The following is a 14,293-nucleotide window of genomic DNA, read 5'->3' as shown; positions in this document are numbered from 1 at the left end:
TGTCCGCATGCGCAAACCGGCGCTCACGCCGTAGCGGACGCGCATCACGAAAAACGGCCCTCGCGGGCCGTTGAACGTCGTGCTTCGTGCTCAGTGGCGGGAGGCCACCGCTTCTTCCGGCCGCGGCCTGAGGCCGTCGCGGAAGCGCAGGTAGCGCGAGGAGTGGCGCGCCTCGCGCAGGCGGCGCCCGTGCGCGGCAAGGATGTCGCCGCGAGTGAGGAAGCCGACCAGCTTGTGCGGATCGTCCTTGCTGACCACGAGCAATCGGCCCACGTCCTCGGCCACCATATGGTCGGCGGCTTCGCGCAGCGAGTGATCCTCGGTCACCGCTACCGGAGGACGCGTGACCAGCTCGCCCAGGGTCAAGGTGTAATGCCATTGCGGATCGAGCAGGCTGCGACGCGTGAGCACGCCCTTCACAAGGCCTTGCTCGTCCACCACCGGATAACCCTGGTGCTGGGTTTCCGGCGTGCCCTCGATGAACCAGTGGCGCACTTCGGCCAGCGCCTGAGTCGTCTTCAGCGTCACCACGTCACGCGCGCAGGCATCGCCCACCGCCACCTGGTCGAGGTAGTCGGCCGCGTATTCGGCAGGTACACGCACGCCGCGGCGCGCGATCTTCTCGGTCATGATGGTGTTGCGCATCATCAGCGCGGAGATCAGGTAGGCCGCGGCACAACCGCCCAGCAGCGGCAGCAGACCCGCGGGCTGCGCGGTGGTCTCGAACGCGAACACCACCGCGGTAAGCAGCGCACGCGAGGCACCGGCGAAGATCGCTGCCATGCCCACCAGCGCGGCGATGCGCGGGTCGACGCCGAAGTGCGGTGCCAGCGCGGCCACGCCGATGCCCATCATCGCGCCCAGCGCGCCACCGATGGTGAACAGCGGCGCCAGCGTTCCACCGGACGTACCGCTGCCCAGCGAAATCGACCAGGACAGGAACTTCATCACGCACAGGAAGGCCAGCGCCGCCAGCGTCAGCCTGCCGTTCACGATGTCCTCGATGTTGGTATAGCCCACGCCCAGGGTCAGCGGCGCGAAGTAGCCGATCACACCCACCGCCAGGCCGCCCAGCGCAGGCCACCACATCCAATGGATCGGCAGCTTCTCGAACCAGTCTTCGATGCCGTAGACGATGCGCGTGGTCCACACGCTGATCAGGCCGACCACCGCGCCGACCAGCACGTAGGTCGCCAGTGCCCAGCCGCCGGGCGAGGCCAGCACCGGCATCGCGAACACCGGCGCGGTGCCCATCAGCACATAGCGCATGCCGGTGGCGGTCACGCAGGCCAGCGACACCGGGATCAGCGAGCGCGGGCGCAGTTCGAACAACAGCAACTCCACCGCCAGCACCACGGCCGCGATGGGCGAAGAGAAGATCGCCGACATGCCCGCCGCCGCACCTGCCGCCAGCAGCACCTTGCGTTCGCTGCCGGTGACCTTCATCACCTGGCCGACGAAGGAGCCCAGCGCGCCACCGGTGGCGATGATCGGGCCTTCCGCGCCGAACGGGCCGCCGGTACCGATGGCGATGGCCGAGGAAATCGGCTTGAGGAAGGTGATGCGCGGCGGGATCTTCGATTCGTTGAGCAGCACCTGCTCCATCGCCTCGGGAATGCCGTGGCCGCGGATCGCCCGCGAACCCCAGCGCGCCATGAAGCCCACGACCACGCCACCCAGCGCGGGGATCAGCACCACCCACCAACCCAGGTGCGGCACCGCGTCAGCAGGCGAGGAGAATGCCGTGGAGACGCGGCCATAGAACACCAGGTTGGTGATCAGGCCGATCAGCATCGTGAGGGTCTTCGCGATCAGCGCGGCGCCGATACCCAGCACCACCGACACCGCAGTAATGCGCAACACGCGGCGATCCACCAGAGTGGAGCGGCGCGGCATCTTCGCCGCATCCAGCGTCACGCCCAGCGCGGGCGACAACGGCAACGCGTCGGTGCTGCCCTGGGTGCGCACGTCTGTGTGGCCGAGGGACTGGTCAGCCGGGGAGGTCATTGGAAGGATCCGTCAGGACTCAAAGGCGGGAATTCTACGCCGCGGCCCGTACAAACCGAAGCCGCGTGTTCTTGCGACCCAGCGTGTCGGAACGCGCTTCAGCCGTGCGCGTCAAACAAAAGGAGGGCAGGCTCACGCCTGCCCTCCTTATTGCCGTGCAGAACATCAAAGCATCAGTGATGCAGCATGGCCAGCATCATGCCTCCGAACAGCAGCGCCAGCACGAAGGCCAGCACGAAGAAGATCACCATGTAGACCAGTTGCACCACGCAGGCCTTGCCATAGCCGACCTGACTGCCGTCCTGTCCCGGCAACAGCAGGTTGATGACCAGCGCACCCACCAGGAACTGCGCCACGAACGACAGCAGGTGGCCCGCGCCGCCATGCAGGATCAGCGATACGACCACCGAAGCCAGCCAGGATGCCAGCACCGTGCCCAGCGCCCGCGCGAAGGACGGCATGTGTCCGACCACCAGCCGATACGCCAGGCTCAGCAGCAACGCGGAAACCACTACCACGACCACAAGTCCCACCAAGCCCATCAGCAATCCCACGCCCGCAAACGCGCCGAACATCGACATCCCCAACATGGCTTTCTCCCCTGTTATCCCGTGAACCGCCGCGGCCCCTCTGGCACGGCGCCAGCGCAAGCGTAACCGATGGTTCAGCCGGTGTCGCAGGCTTTTGCTGTCCCGGAATCTTCATACAAGAGTGGTGCAATCCCGCACATGCCCGGTGACGCGCGCAGCGTGCCGCAGGGCTTGCTGCAGGGGGAAATCCACACGGGGGAGGCGCCCTATCCGCCTCGTGCCGCCGCATCCACTCCGGGAGTTGCCAGATGTCCAGTCTTCGCTTGTTCCGCAAGGCCCTGCTGCCTGCGTCGATCGCCATCATGGGATTCGCGCTCGCCGCTCATGCACAGGTCGATCCCGCCACGAACCGGGATGCGGGCGACTTTCCGCATTCCTCCTGGCCGGGCCAGCAACGCTCGCCGCAGGACGAAATCCCCACCGCCACGCCGATCAAGCACCTGGTGGTGATCTTCGACGAGAACCGCTCGTTCGACCATTACTTCGGCACCTACCCGGTGGCCGCGAACCCGTCCGGCGAACCTGCCTTCAAGGCTCGGCCCTTCACTCCGCAGGTGCAGGGCCTCACGCCGGCGCTGCTCAACGACAACCCGAACAAGTCCAATCTGGCCAACGGCGTCAACGCGGTGAACCCGTTCCGCCTCGATCGCACGCAGGCCAATACCGAAGGCCAGAACCACAGCTACACGCCGGAACAGCTTGCCTACGACAACGGCGCCGCCGACCGCTTCCCCGCCTACACCGGCAACAACACGGTGACCACCACCGGCGCGTTCGGCACGCACGGCCTGGTGATGGGTTACTTCGACGGCAACACGGTCACCGCGATGTGGAACTATGCGCAGAACTTCGCGATGGACGACAACGCCTACACCGACACCTACGGCCCCTCGACGCCGGGCGCGATCGCCGTGGTATCGGGCACCAACAACGGCGCCAAAGTGGTGCTGGGCTCGGCCGCCACCGTGCCCGACACGCAGGGTGGCCTCAGCCTGATCGGCGACACCGACCCGGCTTACGACACCTGCTCGTCCACCAGCAACACCGTGCAGATGACGTCGAAGAACATCGGCGACCTGCTCAACGCCGGGCACATCACCTGGGGCGGCTTCATGGGCGGCTTCGACCTGGCCGCCACCAACGAGAACGGCAGCACCGGCTGCACGCGCAGCACCTATTCCAGCGTGCTGGATGCCACCGTCTCCGACTATGTGCCGCACCACAACTGGTTCCAGTACTACGCCAGCACGTCCAATCCGGCGCACACGCGCCCGACCTCGCTGGAGGAAATCGGACGCACCGACGACAAGGACGGTACCGCCACGCCGGTGCACCACGAGTACGACGCCAACGACTTCTTCAGGGCTGTGTCGGCCGGCAACTTCCCGTCGGTGAGCTACATCAAGCCGCCCGCCGTGGGCGACGCGCATCCGGGCAATTCGGATCCGCTGGACGAGCAGGCCTTCGTGGTGAAGGTGCTCAACTTCCTGCAGCACCAGCCCGACTGGGACAGCACCGCCGTCATCATCACCTACGACGACTCCGACGGCTGGTACGACCACCGCTACGCCGCGCCCACGACGTCGTCCTTCGACGCCGCCACCAGGGAAGGCTCGGTCATCGGTGCCGACCAGCTCAACGCAGCGGGCGTGTGCAATGCCGAAGGCGCCAAGCAGGGCGTGGGCGTGAACGGCGGCACGGTCAACGGCCGTTGCGGCCCCGGCACGCGCGTGCCGTTCCTGGTGATCTCGCCGTGGGCGCGCAGCAACTACGTGGACGACACGCAGGTCACGCAGGCCTCGGTGGTGCGCTTCATCGAGGACAACTGGCTGCACGGCCAGCGCATCGGCCAGGGCTCGAACGATGCCACCACCGGCAGCATCATGGGCATGTTCGATTTCCGCCGCCGTGCGTTCGACCTGACGCCGCGCCTGATCCTGGATCCCGAGACCGGCTTGCCGGTGGACAAGCGCTGGCGCTGGCATTCCTGACGGGAGCCATCCCGGCCCCTCTCCTGCAAGCGGGAGAGGGGCCAACTTCAGCTTCTTCGGGAAATCAGAGAACGCGCACCACGATGCAGGTCGACCCAACCACTCCCGGCACCACGCGCAAATCGCATCGTCTGACTAGGCTGATGCTGGGCATGGCGGCCACCTTCGGCTGCCTGACCAGCTATGCCTTCCTCAACCAGACAACCAGACCACAGGGCGGCGACGGCAGCAATCCGCACCCCGTCCACCTGCGCCTGCCAAAAGCCCAGCCGCTGAGCGCCGTCGCGCAACTCGGCAAGGCACTGTTCTTCGATCCCATGCTGTCGGGCTCGGGCAGGCAGTCCTGCGCGTCGTGCCACAGCCCCGCGTACAGCTACAACCCGCCCAATGCCCTCGCCGTGCAACCGGGCGGCGTGGATCTGCGCAAGGTCGGCTACCGGCCGCCGCCTTCGCTGGCCTACCTGTATCGGCAACGACCTTTCAGCATCGGCCCGGATACCTCGGGCGACGACGTGGCACCCAACCTCAACGCGCTGGCCGCTTCCGCGCGCAGCGACTCCCGCGCCACCAAACAGGCCGACGCCACGCCCGCCAGCCCGGCGATGGTGCCGCAGGGCGGCCTGTTCTGGGATGGCCGCGCCGATTCGCTGCAACGGCAGGCCTATCTGCCCCTCCTCAATCCGGTGGAAATGGCCAACCCCAACATGGACAGGGTGGCCGCGAAGCTGCAGCACAGCCGCTATCGCCGGGCCTTCACCCAATTGTTCGGGCAAGGCATCGCCAACGATCCGCGACAACTCATCGACGAAGCCATGTTCGCCATCGGTCGCTTCGAGACCGAAGACCCGTCCTTTCATCCCTTCACCAGCAAGTACGATGCATGGCTGCAAGGGCGGGCCCGCCTGACGCCCGCCGAAATGCGCGGCCTGCGCCTGTTCGACGACCCCGCGAAAGGCAATTGCGCCGCCTGCCACCTCAGCCAGCCCACGCGCGACGGCCTGCCGCCGCTGTTCACCGACACCCAGTACGAGGCACTGGGCGTGCCACGCAACACCGCGCTGGCAGTCAACCGCGACCCGCATTTCCACGACCTCGGCATCTGCGGGCCGTTCCGCAAGGATCTCGCTGCGCAGACGCAATACTGCGGCATGTTCCTCACGCCTACTCTGCGCAATGTGGACCGGCGCGCCGTGTTCTTCCACAACGGCGTCTACCACTCGCTGGTGCAGGTGCTCGACTTCTACAACCTGCGCAGCGTCGCGCCGGGGAAGATCTACCCGCGCGATGCGCATGGCCAACCGCAGCTCTACGACGACCTGCCGGCCGCCTACCAGGCCAACGTCGACACCGCCGACGCGCCGTTCAACCACCACGAGGGCGACCCGGCCCCGCTTACCGCGCAAGACATCCGGGATGTCATCGCCTTCCTGCACACGCTGGACGACGGCGACGCAGCGCAGGCGCACGGCGCGCCGGACAGGTAAGCTGCAACGGCATTCCGCTCTTTCGCACCGCTTGCCGGTGCGGGCCGTCTTGTGTCCGCCGGTCCGGCCTTATGCATTTTCGCCTTAAGGACCGGCATGCTGGTTGGGGCCGACAAGTTAACGCGGCTTCACGACTTGCTGTAATATTATGTAGTACAAATAATGCCCGAGACCGCAAAGCGCGGCCGCGGCAGGGAGAACAGGCATGGTGAAACCCGTCGTGGTGCGCAACCTGCATGGCCAGGTGGTGCAGGAGCTGGGCCGGCTGATCGTCAGTGGCGAGATCGCGCCCGGCGTGAACCTGCCACGCGAGGAGCTGCTGGCCGAGCACATGAAGGTGAGCCGCACCGCTCTGCGCGAGGCAATGAAGGTCCTGTCCGCCAAGGGCTTGATCGAATCGCGCCAGAAAACCGGCACCCGCGTGCGCGACACCGTCCACTGGAGCCAGCTCGACGCTGACGTGCTGGCCTGGCGCTGCGCCTCCATGCCCACCGACGACTTCGTCGAAAAGCTGGCGGAAATGCGCGAAATCATCGAACCGGCGGCGGCCGCCGCCGCCGCACGCCGCCGCACCGCCGACCAGCTCGGCCGCATCGAGGCCGCCTACGAAGCCATGGCCGCCTCGACCGACCGCGAGGAATGGTCCGTGGCGGACCTGGCCTTCCACGAGGCCGTGCTGCATGCCACGCACAACGAACTGATGATCTCGCTGTTCTCGGTGATCGAGACGGCGCTGGGCAGCTACCTGGCCCTGTCGGCGCGCAAAGCCAGCGACTTCAAGTATTCGCTGCCGCACCACAAGAAGGTGCTGGACGCCATCCGCCGCCGGCAACCCGAAGTGGCGCGCGAAGCAATGCACAAGATGGTGGCCGACTCGCGCAGCAACATCCGCCGTCACGCGAAGAAGGCATGAGCGGACTGATCGCACTCGACTGGGGTACCAGCAGCCTGCGTGCGTTCCGTTTCGACGGAATGGGCCAGCTTGACGAAACGCGGATGCGCCCCTGGGGCATCCGCCACCTGCCGGAAGGCGGCTACGACACCGCGCTGGCCGACATCACCGCAGGCTGGCCCGTGTTGCCACGCCTGGCCTGCGGCATGGTCGGCAGCCGCAACGGCTGGCGCGAGATGCCTTATCTCGACCTGCCCGCGAGCGCATCGCAGCTCGCCAAGGCGATCGGTGCCGTGCGCGCAGCCGACGGCATGGACGTCCATCTGATTCCCGGCCTGCGCGACCCGCACGGGCCCGACGTGATGCGCGGCGAGGAAACGCAATTGATCGGTGCACTGGAGCTGCACCCCGAATTGGCCGCGACCTCCACCGTCATCCTGCCCGGCACGCACAGCAAATGGGCGGCGGTGCGCGACGGCGCGGTAACCGGCTTCCGCACCCAGATGACCGGCGAGTTGTTCGCCATGCTGCGGCAGCATTCCATCCTCGGCGCCACCGGAGCCGAGGCGGCGAACGATGCCGAAGCCTTCGAGCGCGGTGTCGGCATGGCACGTGACAGCGGCGCGGCCGGCGCGCTGAGCCGTCTGTTCTCCGCGCGCGCGCTGATGCTCGATGGCGCTTTGGCGCCCGCGTCCGTGCCCGACTATCTCTCCGGCCTGCTGATTGGCGAGGAATTCCGCGCCGCGCTGGCTGACGGCCTCGCTTGCCGCGACACGCCGCTGCAATTGATTGGCGAAGCCGCGCTGTGCGAGCGCTATCGCCGCGCCGCCGCGCAGTTCGACATCACGCTGCCGCCGCCCATCGCCGATGCCGCCGCGCGTGGCCTGTGGCAATTGGCGATGCAGGCCGGCCTTGTTCCCGTCCATCACGAGGAATCCCGCGCATGCTGACGCCCTGGCTCAAACCTTTGCCGCTGGTGGCGATACTGCGCGGCCTCGCGCCCGGCGAAGCCGTAGCCACCGGCCGCGCCATCGTCGACGCCGGCTTCCGCGTGCTCGAAGTGCCACTGAACTCGCCGCAACCGTTCGACAGCATCGCCTTGCTCGCCGATGCGCTGGGCAGCGATGTACTGGTGGGCGCGGGCACCGTGATGACCCCGGCACAGGTCGAAGCCGTGGCGAACGCGGGCGGCCGCCTGATCGTGATGCCTCATGCCGACACCACGGTGATCCGCACCGCCAAGGCCGCCGGCCTGCTCTGCGTGCCCGGCGTGGCGACGCCTACCGAAGCTTTCGCCGCACTCGCCGCCGGTGCCGACGGATTGAAGCTGTTCCCCGCCGAGCAATCCTCGCCGGCCGTGCTCAAGGCCTGGCGCGCGGTACTGCCGCGCGAGGTGCCGGTACTGCCGGTGGGCGGCATCGCACCCGACAACATGGCGCCGTGGGTGGCCGCGGGTGCTGCCGGTTTCGGCATCGGCTCGGCGCTGTACGCCCCCGGTCGCACCCTCGACGACACTGCACAACGCGCCAGCGCCTTCGCGCAGGCCTGGCATTCCCTGGAAACACACGCATGAAGATCACCAAGCTCACCGTCTACAAGGTGCCGCCGCGCTGGCTGTTCCTGCGCATCGACACCGACGCCGGCATCAGCGGCTGGGGCGAGCCGGTGGTGGAAGGCCGCGCACACACCGTGGCCGCCGCCGTGGAGGAGTTGTCCGATTACCTGGTCGGCAAGGATCCGCGCCACATCGAGGACCACTGGAGCGTGCTCTACCGCGGCGGCTTCTACCGCGGCGGCCCGGTGCTGATGAGCGCCATTGCCGGCATCGACCAGGCGCTGTGGGACATCAAGGGCAAGGACCTCGGCAAGCCCGTGCACGAACTGCTCGGCGGCCCGGTGCGCGACCGCATCCGCGTGTACTCGTGGATCGGCGGCGACCGGCCGGCCGATACAGCCAAGGCGGCGCAGGACGCCGTGGCACGCGGCTTCACCGCGGTGAAGATGAACGCCACCGAGGAACTGCAGTACATCGATACCTACGACAAGGTCGAGCGCGTGCTGGAAAACGTGCAGGCCATCCGCGACGCGGTGGGTGGCAACATCGGCATCGGCGTGGATTTCCACGGCCGCGTGCACAAGCCGATGGCCAAGGTGCTGATGCGCGAGCTCGCACCGTTCAAGCTGATGTTCATCGAGGAGCCGGTGCTCTCCGAATACCTGGAGTGCATCCCCGAGCTGGCCGCGATCTCGCCCGCGCCCATCGCGCTGGGCGAACGCCTGTACTCGCGCTACGACTTCAAGCGCGTGCTGCAGATCGGCGGCGTGGACATCATCCAGCCCGATCCCTCGCATGCGGGCGGCATCACCGAAACGCGCAAGATCGCCGCGATGGCCGAGGCCTACGACGTGGGGCTGGCGCTGCACTGCCCGCTGGGGCCGATCGCGCTGGCCGCCAACCTGCAGCTGGACGCGGTGTGCCACAACGCTTTCATCCAGGAGCAGAGCCTGGGCATCCACTACAACGCCAGCAACGACCTGCTCGACTACGTCACCGACCGCAACGTTTTTGCCTATGCCGATGGCTTCGTGAGCATGCCGAAAGGCCCGGGTCTGGGCATCGAGGTGAATGAGGCCTATGTGGCCGAGCGCGCCAAGGTGGGCCACCAGTGGCACAACCCGGTCTGGCGCCACGCCGACGGCAGCGTGGCGGAGTGGTGAGCGCGATGGCCGACCGCTACGCCAGCTATCCCAGTCTGCGCGACCGCAGCGTGCTGATCACGGGCGGCGCCAGCGGCATCGGCGCGTCCTTCGTCGAACACTTCGCACGGCAGGGCGCGAAGGTGGCCTTCCTCGACGTGGACGAAACCGGCGCGAAGTCCCTGCTCGAAACCTTGCAGGACGTGGCGCACCCGCCGCTGTTCCTGCGCTGCGACCTCACCGATCTCGAGGCCCTGCACGCCGCCATCGCCACCGCGCGTGCGCACATCGGCGCGATCGCCGTGCTGGTCAACAACGCCGCCAACGACGTGCGCCATGCGCTGGCCAAGGTTGACGCCGCCGTGTTCGAACGCAACGTGGCGGTGAACCTGCGCCACCAGGTGTTCGCCACGCAGGCGGTGATCCCCGACATGCAGCAGCTCGGTGGCGGCTCCATCATCTGCCTCGGCTCCACCGGCTGGATGAAGAAGAACGCCGGCTACCCGCTGTACGCGATGGCCAAGGCCGCCGTGCACGGCTTCGTCAACGGCATGGCGCGCGAGCTGGGCCAACAGAACATCCGCATCAACGCGCTGGTGCCCGGCTGGGCGATCACCGAGAAGCAGCGCGCGCTGTGGCTGGACGCCGAGGGCGAAGCGGAGATCGCGCGCGTGCAGTGCATGCCCGGCTACCTGATGGCGGAGGACCTGGCGCGCATGGCGCTGTTCCTCGCCGCCGACGACAGCCGCATGTGCACCGGCCAGGACTTCATCGTAGACGGCGGCTGGGTATGAGCGCGCCGATGCAGGCGGCCATGCAAGCAGTACTCGAAGCGCGCAACACACTGGGCGAAGGCATCACGTGGTGCGATCGTGCGCAGGCGCTGTACTGGACCGACATCCACGCATCGACACTCTGGCGCTACGCGCCATCCAGCGGCGAGACGAAGCAGTGGCACCTGCCCGAGCGCCTCGCCTCGTTCGCGCTGTGCGAGGCGGACGGCTGGTTGCTGCTGGCGCTGGCCTCGCGGCTGGCGTTCTTCCGCCTCGAAGACGGTGCGCTGCACACGCTGCACGAAGTGGAACCGCAGCTGCCCACGCGCTGCAACGACGGCGCCTGCGACCGGCAGGGCCGCTTCGTGTTCGGCACATTGCACGAACCCGCCGACAGCGGCGCGAAGCAGCCCATCGCCGGTTTCTGGCGCCTGCACGCCGACCTCACGCTGGAAAAGCTGCCGCTGGAAGGCGTGGCGATCAGCAATAGCCTCGCCTTCAGTCCCGACGGCCGCACGCTGTACTACTGCGACTCATTGGCGCGCACGATCCGTTGCTGCGACTACGGCGACACGCTGGGCGACACGCGTCTGTTCGCCAATCTGCGCGACACCGCGGGCGAGCCGGATGGCTCCTGTGTCGACGCCGATGGCGGCCTGTGGAACGCGCAATGGGGCCTGGGCCGCGTGGTGCGCTACCGCACCGACGGCAGCGTGGACCGCATCCTGCCGCTGGACGCGCGTCAGCCCACGCGGCCCGCTTTCGGCGGCGCCGCACTGGACACGCTCTACGTCACCAGCGCCCGCGACGGCCTCGACGATACCTCGCTAGCCAGCGAGCCACTGGCCGGCGCGCTGTTCGCCGCGCAGGTCGGCCTGCACGGCCTGCCTGAGCCTCGCTTTGCAGGCAGGCCGCCAGTGGGCGACACTCCATGACTACGGCAATGTCTGGGAATGCCTCAGCTCGTCATTCCGGCGAAAGCCGGGATCCAGTGACTTCGCACTTCATGCCGAAAGGTGCTGGATTCCGGCTTTCGCCGGAATGACGGCAAGAAACAAGCCGCACGCACGCCATCCCACGGGGAGAGATTGATGAGCATCACCAGCGCAGCACCCGCCGCCAGGCACAGCAAGGCCACCGCTATCTTCGTCTGCATCCTCGCCGCACTGGCTGGCCTGATGTTCGGCCTGGACATCGGCGTGATTTCCGGCGCGCAGCAGTTCCTGCAGAAGGACTTCGGCATCGGCGACGACACCCTCGGCTGGATCGTCAGCGTGATGATGCTCGGCGCCGCGCTGGGCGCGCTGGTGGCAGGCTGGCTGTCCAGCCAGTTGGGCCGCAAGCGCACGATGATCCTCGGCGCCGTACTGTTCGTCGGTGGCTCCGTGCTGTGCGGCCTGGCGCCGACGCCGGAAGTGCTGATCGCGGGTCGCCTCGTGCTGGGTGTCGCCATCGGCCTGGCCAGTTTCACCGCGCCGCTCTATCTCGCCGAAGTCGCGCCGGAATCGATCCGCGGCGCGATGATCTCGATGTATCAGCTGATGATCACGATCGGCATCCTGGTCGCCTTCCTTTCCGATACCGCCCTCAGCTACTCGGGCAATTGGCGCTGGATGCTGGGCATCATCGCCGTCCCCGGCGCATTGTTCCTGCTGGGCGTTGCATTCCTGCCGGAAAGCCCGCGCTGGCTGTTGATGAAGGGCCGCCAAGCGGAGGCGGAACAGGTGCTGCAAAGGCTGCTCGGCGACCGCGACGCCATCGCCAAGGAAGTCAGCGAAATCCGCGAACAGCTCAAGACGCCGCAGCGCGGCCTGCAGATGTTCCTGCAGAACACCAACTTCCGCCGCTCGGTGGGATTGGGCGTGCTGCTGCAGGTGATGCAGCAGCTCACCGGCATGAACGTGGTGATGTACTACGCCCCGCGCATCTTCCAGGGCATGGGCTACGACACCGAATCGCAGATGTGGTTTACCGCCATCGTCGGCCTGGTGAACGTGCTGGCCACCTTCATCGCCATCGGCCTGGTGGACAAGCTGGGCCGCAAGCCCATCCTCTACGTCGGCTTCGTGGTGATGGCGATCGGCCTCGGCGTGGTCGGCGCCATGATGAAGCTGGGCATCCATACGCACGGCCAGCAGTATTTCACCGTGGGCATGCTGCTGGTGTTCATCGTGGGCTTCGCGATGTCGGCCGGCCCGCTGATCTGGACGCTGTGCTCGGAAATCCAGCCGCTCAAGGGCCGCGACTTCGGCATCGGCTGTTCCACCTTCACCAACTGGGCAGCCAACTGGCTGGTCGGCCTCTCGTTCCTGCCGCTGCTCAACGGCATTGGCCAGGCCGAGACGTTCTGGCTCTACGGCGCCTTCAACGTGGTGTTCATCGCGCTCACGGTTTGGCTGGTGCCGGAAACCAAGGGCGTCACGCTGGAACAGATCGAGCGCAACCTGATGGCCGGCAAGGCGCTGCGGCAGATCGGGCGCTGAGGCGAAACCCATGGCATCCAGCCCCGCGGCCCTTATGAGCGCCGCGGTTGGTGGAATCGACCTGTCCGCACCTCTGAATGCGCGGCGGCGCGGCGCCTAGCGAGCTGCGCCACCGTCGACCGAGAAGCGGTAAACGATGCGGTTCCGATAGATCTGCCCAGGCGCCAGCCGGGCCGGACCGAAGTCGGGATGATTGGGCGTGTCGGGGAACCGCTGCGGCTCCAGCACGAAGGCATCGCCCTGGCGGTAGATGCGGCCCGACTTGCCCAGGCTGGTGCCGTCGAGGAAGTTGCCCGAATAGAACTGCAGGCCCGGCTGTGCGGAGTAGAGCTCCAGCACGCGGCCGCTGCGCGGATCCTCCACCTTCGCCACCCGCCGCGGCGCGGACGCCTCCGTGCGGCTGATCACCCAGTTCATGTCGTAGCCGTGGCCGAGCAGAAGCTGCGGCTCCTTGCCGTCACGGATGTCGCGGCCGATCGGCTTGCCCTGGCGAAAGTCGTAGTCGGTACCGGCCACGGCGCGGAACTCGCCGGTGGGGATCAGCGTGTCGTCCACCGGCGTGATGCTGTCGCCCGGAATGGTGACGATGTCGTCGTACACGCTGCCCGAGCCTTCGCCGCCCAGGTTCCAGTAGGTATGGTTGCTGAGGTTGACGATGGTGGGCTTGTCGGTGGTGGCGCTGTAGTCGATGTCCAGCTCGTGGCCGGCCTTGAGCGTGTAGGTGGCGGTAGCGGTGAGCGTGCCGGGGTAGCCCTGGTCGCCGTCGGGGCTGACGTACTGCAAGGTCACGCTGGGTTCGGGCGACTTCACCACCTTCACCACCTGCCACACCACTTTGTCGAAACCCTTCGTGCCGCCATGCAGCGAGTTCGGCCCGTCGTTGATGGTGAGCTGGTAGCTCTTGCCGTCCAGCGTGAAGCGGCCCTTGGCAATACGGTTGGCGAAGCGCCCCACCGTGGCGCCGAAGTACTGCGGCTTGGCCAGGTAGTCGTGCAGGTCGGGATAGGCCAGCACCACGTCGGCGAGCTTGCCATGGCGATCCGGCAGCATGAGCGACTGCAGGCTCGCACCCAGGCTGATCACGCGGGCAGTGAAGCCATGGCCGTCGTCCAGCGTCAGCACCTCCACCTTGCGCCCGTCGGGCAGCGTGCCAAAGGTGGCCCGGCTGACATCGGCCGCGGTGCACAGCCATGGTGCAGCCAGTCCCGGCAGGAAGAAAGCGCAAACGGCCAGGTGCCTGTTCATCATGCAGTCCCCGCTTCATGGAATGGCATCGGGCAAGCCCGATCACCCATAAATAATAAGACGTCTGGCGAGCCCCCCCTGTACACCACCTCGGTATTTCAGGCGGAAGCACTTCGGCTCGCCATTGCCGC

Annotated in this window: 12 protein-coding genes; 9 read left to right on the top strand and 3 right to left on the bottom strand. The window is 67.2% G+C overall.

Annotated features, from left to right (window positions below; translation table 11 throughout):
- Positions 1 to 90: 90 nt before the first annotated feature.
- Positions 91 to 2,007, bottom strand: coding sequence for a chloride channel protein (locus tag IHE49_RS11295; RefSeq protein ID WP_192157902.1), 1,917 nt, complete (start codon positions 2,005 to 2,007; stop codon positions 91 to 93).
- Between the two features lie 173 nt (positions 2,008 to 2,180).
- Positions 2,181 to 2,597, bottom strand: a complete 417-nt coding sequence (locus tag IHE49_RS11290; protein ID WP_225578386.1) for a hypothetical protein — start codon at positions 2,595 to 2,597, stop codon at positions 2,181 to 2,183.
- A 248-nt stretch (positions 2,598 to 2,845) separates the two neighbouring features.
- Between IHE49_RS11290 and IHE49_RS11285 the strand changes: the two genes are divergently transcribed.
- The 9 genes from IHE49_RS11285 to IHE49_RS11245 all read left to right on the top strand — a co-directional run bounded on the left by IHE49_RS11285 (position 2,846) and on the right by IHE49_RS11245 (position 12,917).
- Positions 2,846 to 4,588: an alkaline phosphatase family protein gene (locus tag IHE49_RS11285; RefSeq protein WP_192157900.1), complete on the top strand. Its 1,743-nt coding sequence runs from the start codon at positions 2,846 to 2,848 to the stop codon at positions 4,586 to 4,588.
- Positions 4,589 to 4,671: 83 nt separating this feature from the next.
- On the top strand, positions 4,672 to 6,072 hold the full coding sequence (locus tag IHE49_RS11280; RefSeq protein WP_225578385.1) for a cytochrome c peroxidase: 1,401 nt from the start codon (positions 4,672 to 4,674) through the stop codon (positions 6,070 to 6,072).
- A 205-nt stretch (positions 6,073 to 6,277) separates the two neighbouring features.
- The gene (locus IHE49_RS11275; RefSeq protein ID WP_192157898.1) at positions 6,278 to 6,985 is read left to right on the top strand and encodes a FadR/GntR family transcriptional regulator; all 708 of its coding nucleotides are present in this window, start codon (positions 6,278 to 6,280) and stop codon (positions 6,983 to 6,985) included.
- Positions 6,982 to 7,914 carry a 2-dehydro-3-deoxygalactonokinase gene (locus IHE49_RS11270; RefSeq protein ID WP_192157896.1) on the top strand — a complete coding sequence of 311 codons (933 nt, stop codon included), beginning with the start codon at positions 6,982 to 6,984 and terminating at the stop codon, positions 7,912 to 7,914. Before IHE49_RS11275 ends, IHE49_RS11270 begins: the two co-directional genes overlap by 4 nt.
- Positions 7,908 to 8,537, top strand: coding sequence for a 2-dehydro-3-deoxy-6-phosphogalactonate aldolase (locus IHE49_RS11265; protein ID WP_192157894.1), 630 nt, complete (start codon positions 7,908 to 7,910; stop codon positions 8,535 to 8,537). The genes IHE49_RS11270 and IHE49_RS11265 overlap by 7 nt, the downstream gene beginning before the upstream one ends.
- Positions 8,534 to 9,682 carry a galactonate dehydratase gene (dgoD, locus tag IHE49_RS11260; RefSeq protein WP_192157892.1) on the top strand — a complete coding sequence of 383 codons (1,149 nt, stop codon included), beginning with the start codon at positions 8,534 to 8,536 and terminating at the stop codon, positions 9,680 to 9,682. Before IHE49_RS11265 ends, dgoD begins: the two co-directional genes overlap by 4 nt.
- Before the next feature lie 5 nt (positions 9,683 to 9,687).
- A complete protein-coding gene (locus IHE49_RS11255; protein ID WP_192157891.1) occupies positions 9,688 to 10,455 on the top strand; it encodes an SDR family oxidoreductase in 768 nt (255 codons plus the stop codon).
- Positions 10,456 to 10,475: 20 nt separating this feature from the next.
- Complete coding sequence (locus tag IHE49_RS11250; RefSeq protein ID WP_225578384.1) at positions 10,476 to 11,369, top strand: SMP-30/gluconolactonase/LRE family protein; 894 nt, start codon at positions 10,476 to 10,478, stop codon at positions 11,367 to 11,369.
- 156 nt (positions 11,370 to 11,525) lie between these two features.
- On the top strand, positions 11,526 to 12,917 hold the full coding sequence (locus tag IHE49_RS11245; protein ID WP_192157889.1) for a sugar porter family MFS transporter: 1,392 nt from the start codon (positions 11,526 to 11,528) through the stop codon (positions 12,915 to 12,917).
- Positions 12,918 to 13,013: 96 nt separating this feature from the next.
- Here IHE49_RS11245 and IHE49_RS11240 read toward each other — a convergent pair whose 3' ends face one another.
- Positions 13,014 to 14,162, bottom strand: a complete 1,149-nt coding sequence (locus tag IHE49_RS11240) for an aldose epimerase family protein (RefSeq protein ID WP_225578383.1) — start codon at positions 14,160 to 14,162, stop codon at positions 13,014 to 13,016.
- Positions 14,163 to 14,293: the final 131 nt, after the last annotated feature.

The sequence above is a fragment of the Rhodanobacter sp. 7MK24 genome, from assembly GCF_014842995.1.
Taxonomy (GTDB): domain Bacteria; phylum Pseudomonadota; class Gammaproteobacteria; order Xanthomonadales; family Rhodanobacteraceae; genus Rhodanobacter_A.
The sequence above is the reverse complement of the archived record's forward strand: the minus strand, read 5'-3'. Positions and strand labels throughout refer to the sequence as shown.

What these genes read in the sequence shown, in the direction of transcription:
- IHE49_RS11295 (WP_192157902.1), bottom strand. Translation starts at nt 2,007, where the DNA reads ATGACCTCCCCGGCTGACCAGTCCCTCGGCCACACAGACGTGCGCACC.
- IHE49_RS11290 (WP_225578386.1), bottom strand. Translation starts at nt 2,597, where the DNA reads ATGTTGGGGATGTCGATGTTCGGCGCGTTTGCGGGCGTGGGATTGCTG.
- IHE49_RS11285 (WP_192157900.1), top strand. Translation starts at nt 2,846, where the DNA reads ATGTCCAGTCTTCGCTTGTTCCGCAAGGCCCTGCTGCCTGCGTCGATC.
- IHE49_RS11280 (WP_225578385.1), top strand. Translation starts at nt 4,672, where the DNA reads ATGCAGGTCGACCCAACCACTCCCGGCACCACGCGCAAATCGCATCGT.
- IHE49_RS11275 (WP_192157898.1), top strand. Translation starts at nt 6,278, where the DNA reads ATGGTGAAACCCGTCGTGGTGCGCAACCTGCATGGCCAGGTGGTGCAG.
- IHE49_RS11270 (WP_192157896.1), top strand. Translation starts at nt 6,982, where the DNA reads ATGAGCGGACTGATCGCACTCGACTGGGGTACCAGCAGCCTGCGTGCG.
- IHE49_RS11265 (WP_192157894.1), top strand. Translation starts at nt 7,908, where the DNA reads ATGCTGACGCCCTGGCTCAAACCTTTGCCGCTGGTGGCGATACTGCGC.
- dgoD (WP_192157892.1), top strand. Translation starts at nt 8,534, where the DNA reads ATGAAGATCACCAAGCTCACCGTCTACAAGGTGCCGCCGCGCTGGCTG.
- IHE49_RS11255 (WP_192157891.1), top strand. Translation starts at nt 9,688, where the DNA reads ATGGCCGACCGCTACGCCAGCTATCCCAGTCTGCGCGACCGCAGCGTG.
- IHE49_RS11250 (WP_225578384.1), top strand. Translation starts at nt 10,476, where the DNA reads ATGCAAGCAGTACTCGAAGCGCGCAACACACTGGGCGAAGGCATCACG.
- IHE49_RS11245 (WP_192157889.1), top strand. Translation starts at nt 11,526, where the DNA reads ATGAGCATCACCAGCGCAGCACCCGCCGCCAGGCACAGCAAGGCCACC.
- IHE49_RS11240 (WP_225578383.1), bottom strand. Translation starts at nt 14,162, where the DNA reads ATGAACAGGCACCTGGCCGTTTGCGCTTTCTTCCTGCCGGGACTGGCT.